The sequence below is a fragment of the Actinomyces oricola genome (genome assembly GCF_004104015.1).
GTDB classification, from domain to species: domain Bacteria; phylum Actinomycetota; class Actinomycetes; order Actinomycetales; family Actinomycetaceae; genus Actinomyces; species Actinomyces oricola.
On record NZ_RYFV01000048.1, the window covers coordinates 1 to 5137 of the forward strand.

Below are 5137 nucleotides of genomic sequence, written 5' to 3' on the forward strand. Positions count from 1 at the left end.
CCGGATCCTCCATAGCCTCCAGCGCCATCCGAGTCGCCCGTTCGCGCAACTCCAGGGGGTACTTCCGTCGTCCCATAGCAGTGATCCTTCCTATCATCACCGCCTCCATTAAACCCGGAACGATTCACTTCGTCTGCCTGGGCCGCCACTCCAAGAAGCAGCCCGACTGCACCTTCCGCGCCACCCTGACCGAGACGATCGAGGAGGAGGTCGAAGCGCTGTACCAGCACATCCGCCTGCAACCAGTCCGCCGTAAGGAACTGGAGCGGGCCCTGCGCCACCAGCTGGCTGTCATGATCCAGGACACCGAGCAGCAGCTGACCCAGCTTACCACCACCCGGCAAAGACTCGTCCATCAGCGGGACAAGCTCCTCCAGGCCCACTACGAGGACGCCATCCCCCTGGACGTGCTCAAGAACGAGCAGCAGCGCATTACGCGCAGTCTGACTACCACTGATCGGCACATCCAGGCCCTGGAACAGGATCTGAGGGACAGAGAGACCCTCATCGTCCAGGCCCTCGACCTGGCCGAGCACACCGCGGACGCCTACCACCAGGCACCAGACCACATCCGACGCATGCTCAACCAACTCTTCTTCGAACATGTGTACCTAGTGCCAGACCAGGACAGCGGCCAGGTCACCACCACAGCCACCTGCCTACCGCCTTTCGACAACATCCTGGGAGTGGGTGTGAGTTCAGCCATAGAGGGTGCGGCGAGTGCAGGCAGTCCAGGAGGGGCAGGGGATGCAGGGGACAGTAAGAGCGCTGAGGGCGCGACCACTCCGAGGGCTCCGGCACCCCTGGACGACAAGGTCGGGGGTGACGACGAAGTCGGGAGTGGCGACGAAGTCGGAAACCCCAGCCCCGCCACCGCAGCACATGCCCGCCCCCACAGCCCCGAACCGACCGAAACCACCCAAAACCAGCCGTTTTTCAACCAAAAACCCACGCCAGAGACCTCTCATGACGTGGGTTTGAGTGCTATGCAATTGGTCGGGGTGACCCTATCCCACTCAAATCTCTGGGACGAGTGTTGGCGGTATGTGATGCAGCATGCGTCGGAGGCTCGCGATGTGCAAGATGCTGCTGACGAGAATCCCAGCAGCATCGTCGAGGCTTCCGCTACTCCGGCTTCCCGTCACTTCAATCGTTACTTGCGGCCCGAGGTGGTCGAGGAGATGGCGAGGTTGCACCGGACGGGTTGTACGGTTAAGGAGATTGCCCAGCGGTTCGGCTTCCACCGCGAGACCGTGGCCATCCACCTGAAGCGCACTGGCCTGACGCTGCGCACTGATGTCACGGATGAGGTCTTTCGTCGGCGGGTTAGCCAGGTTTACGAGGCTGTCGGTACTGTCAAGGATGCCGCCGAGCAGCTCGGGGTCAGCCGAGACACGATCCGGAAGGTGCTGCGGGGATGAGTTCCGCTTGATGGTCTACTGCGGTGACACGTGTGCGCTGCGCGTTGGTGCATCCCGTCTGAGCTTCGTGACTCCATTGATGATGGATTTGCGACTGATAACCATATGCAAGATTGTAGATCTATACGAGGATCGTCAGTATGGGCCAAGAAAACGACTTCACATCAGTGTCTATTTGATGTCAAAAATCGTAGAAGTCGTACAAGAGTTGATTTTCTGCCTGAGGATTCTGCGGCCGACGCTCCTCGGGATGATAGCGATAATCTTTGTCGATGTTGCATGCGGTGTGCGTGAACGCTAAGCTGTAGCACGGCTCATAAAGGAGGTGAGCCGGTGCTTGGAGACTCCTCCTGAGTCTCCTCACGGCGGGTCTTTAGTCCCGCACCCCACAGGCAGTGTTTTGACACTGCGCTTAGCCCGATCCACTGGCACGAGAGACTGCATCTCATTAGTGCTCACTGACCGCAAATGCATCTTCTATTGAGTTGGTCTGACCTATCCGAGCAGATCTACTCAGGAAGGAGGGGTCGACGTGAACTCCTTGACTATCGTTTCTATTTCTCACCTTCCATCACTCCATCTCAAGCGGTGGCTAGCCGCCATCTCGGTCATACTCGTCGCCACTCTGGAGCTTGGTGCTATCGCCCCTACTGCGCAGGCGGCACCATCGGAGACAACGGCAACAGTGTTCTCTGTACCAGGCTGGGACTATGCCAATGTACGGAGCGGTCCTAGTACTGGCCACGTGGTTGTCAACACCATCCCAGCCGGCTCGACGGTCACGCTCGGCTGCTCCACCCACGGCGGCAACGCCACTGGTCCGTACGGCACCTCCGACCTCTGGTACAAGGTGTCCGGGACCGACTCCTACATCGCGGATGTCATGATACTGACCGGGAGTGATGAAGCGGTGACGGAGGCGTGCAGAGAAGCGGCGCCAGCGCCGACCCAAACATCGACGGAACAGCCGCACCCTGTTACGGGACGTTTTGCTCAGGTTAGCCCTGATGTACCAATGTGGAGGCAGCTCCTCAACTACTACTACAACAACAAAGATAGTGGGCCAGTCGTCATTGACTGGGCGTTCTTTGGCCAGCCTGGTGACCACTTCGTAAAGTGGATTTACGATCAGAACATCCCAATTGATACGAACCCCACCTTCGCACCCGGAAGCGACACTGCACGTTGCTACGAAGCCACCGTAGAAAATGACGGCGACGACATGTACTTATCTCTCCATAGGTTTGACGTGTGGCGGACGTCAGAGAACTGCTTCGTTATTCACGATACGTACGACTTCGCTCCTCCATACCTCCCGATGATGCTAGACGGAGTAACTGGTGCGGCCCATGTCTACGAGATCTATGCTTCCGGTTGCTACCCGCCTGGTAGTGGCAGTGTCAGGTAGCGCCAGCTACCTCCTTGACTGTGCTGGCTGACGGGAGTATCTGAGCGAGGGGTGAAAGGGTATATTACACCCTTTCGCCCCTCGCCTCACTTGCTATCTAACGATATACTGGTTTGAGGATGTTAGGCAGAGCGTTGCTCTGCAAATGTGAATTAGTAAAACCGCAATGACAAGATCTCGCTTACATTGCAATTTTAGCCAGATCATCTATACTATTAGCAGATATGAGACAATGTTTTACCACAAATGCGATACCGGTCACTATAGTATTTATTCTCATCGCTGGCATAGTCCTATTCTTCTATCACAGTAACCTCGCAGGCACGATTTTTACGAATCATCTGAGTAGTGATTTCGTACGCCATGCACATATTGATTACGATTCTGGTTTTGTCGTTTCGTGGGTAAACGAACGCGAGGGAACAGTTGTCGGTACAGTGTCAGATAGGCAGGTTCGACAACGTGCACTCCAATCGCAGCCATTCACTAACTGCTTAGACCAATGTAATGGCTGGGGTCCTACGAAGCAGTCGGAGTTTATGATTTCATCTGTCGTAAAGGATGCTATGCCAGATAATGTAAAGCGTATGGTTAATGCGGTCATTATTCAGCCAGACACGCGATGCACTACTCGGCTCGCTGAGGGCTATCGAAGCAGAGAGATGCTTTGTTTATCGCCGAGTAGCGAGAGGTTCGTGTATTCACTTCTAGTGTATTGACAATATTGTTGTATCATGGTCGGTTTTAAACAAAACCGTAGCGTGCTGAGTCGTGCAAATTCGAGCACTGGTGAGGCATGAGAAGAGTGTGGTTTCTCCTGGTATCACGTTCCGGGCTCCGTCGCCAAGTATGCTCCCACCATCCTTACTGTCTGCGCCGACTGGCAGAAGCTGACTCAATACGACCCACCGTACTGACGATCACGTAGTGTCGACGAGCTGCAGCGCAAGATCGCATACGCCAATGGAAAGCAACAGCCTCGCTGCGCCTGTTCCAGTCGCTGGGCTTCAGGTGGGAAGGGGTGCTGGCGCTCTGGTGGTGTGTCGACGGGCGACGACGAGATGTGGTGATGCTGACCCGCCCTTATTCGATGAACGTAGCCCTCTGTGTCTGTTTAACCACAGTCTTCCAATGCGGACAAACTTTTCTAGACGACGATTCATAAATAGCACAATAAAGATTTCAAAGTCCCGGCATTACTGTTGGGGTTGGTTGTTTACGGCTATCGGCCCTGTGGGTCGGATGGACTTGCTCATCATAGAAATGGTGCGGTTATCAGCGCGACCGTCATGGCATGTCGTCTAGGTATTCTCGTAGTGTTTCGGTCAGTCGCCGCACGCTCTCCAGGCTCAGATCTAGCCCGTGCGCTTCATCTCCGATGTAGAACCAGTCCTCGTAATCCCCACTGTAGCGGTAACGGACAAGGTCGTAAGTGACAGCCTCGGCGCGACGCTCTGGCGCATGGCTGTCGTTCGGGCTGTGTCTGCGCCTCAGTCGCACACAAGCTACCTCGCGCCGGGCGGCTGTGTGGACGTGATCACCGAGATCATCATCTGGTTCGCGTGGCTCTATACACCACGGAGGACAAGGGTCTGCAGGCTGATGGTTCTGTTGTGTGGGACGTTCCCCTCTAAACATGGTGAACTCCTGTGTTGGTCTCTGCGGTCTGCCGGGCGGTCTAGGTCGACAACCAGCAAATAGGCAACGCCAGGAGTAGCGACACAGTCCAGCGGGTCGAGCTAGACGAACGCTAAGGGCAGAAAGCGCTAGTCGGTCGAAATCGCTAACGCACGTACGCTCCTGGTTCATCTCGCTCATGTTTGTTATAATCAAAAGCGTAATGGTCAGCAAAGATAAGAAGAGCTCTCCGCTTCACCGGCTGCGAAAGGCGAAGGCTGCTTTGTTGGCTGTGTCGCTCACGTTCGCCGGCGTATTGCTAATGATGCTGAACGGATGGATGAACGGCCTGGACCTCGGCGCCTGGAGCTGGCTGCATTCGTTGCCGCTGGGAGAACTCGGTGGCACGCTCTTCGGCGCCGGTCTGCTCTCGACGCTGTTCGAATACACTTTTCGCCGCGATCAGGAGGAAGCGGTGGTGGCGCGCTTTCGCCAGACGATCCACGATGAGGCGCCGACGCTGCGTGATGCGCTCATCGAAGCCTTCCGCTTTGATCGGGATGACCTAGTGTCGCGTGTCGTTAGTGTCTAGACGGTTGGGTGTTTGGGAGTATGTGGGTATGGCTCATCCTGGTGCTCCTGGTCTTGTGCTTCGTGATGGTGATGGTGAGGAGCTTGGGCGTTGGTTGCG

At 56.1% G+C, this 5137-nt stretch carries 1 protein-coding gene and 2 pseudogenes; all 3 read left to right on the forward strand.

Annotation, left to right across the window (positions count from 1 at the left end; all coding sequences use genetic code 11):
- A pseudogene (locus tag EUC46_RS12795) lies at positions 1-1421 on the forward strand (helix-turn-helix domain-containing protein); the annotation flags it as partial.
- A gap of 532 nt (positions 1422-1953) precedes the next feature.
- Positions 1954-2829: an SH3 domain-containing protein gene (locus EUC46_RS12200; protein WP_164918839.1), complete on the forward strand. Its 876-nt coding sequence runs from the start codon at positions 1954-1956 to the stop codon at positions 2827-2829.
- A gap of 1840 nt (positions 2830-4669) precedes the next feature.
- Positions 4670-5014 (forward strand): annotated as a pseudogene (locus EUC46_RS12205) (hypothetical protein); the annotation flags it as partial.
- Positions 5015-5137: the final 123 nt, after the last annotated feature.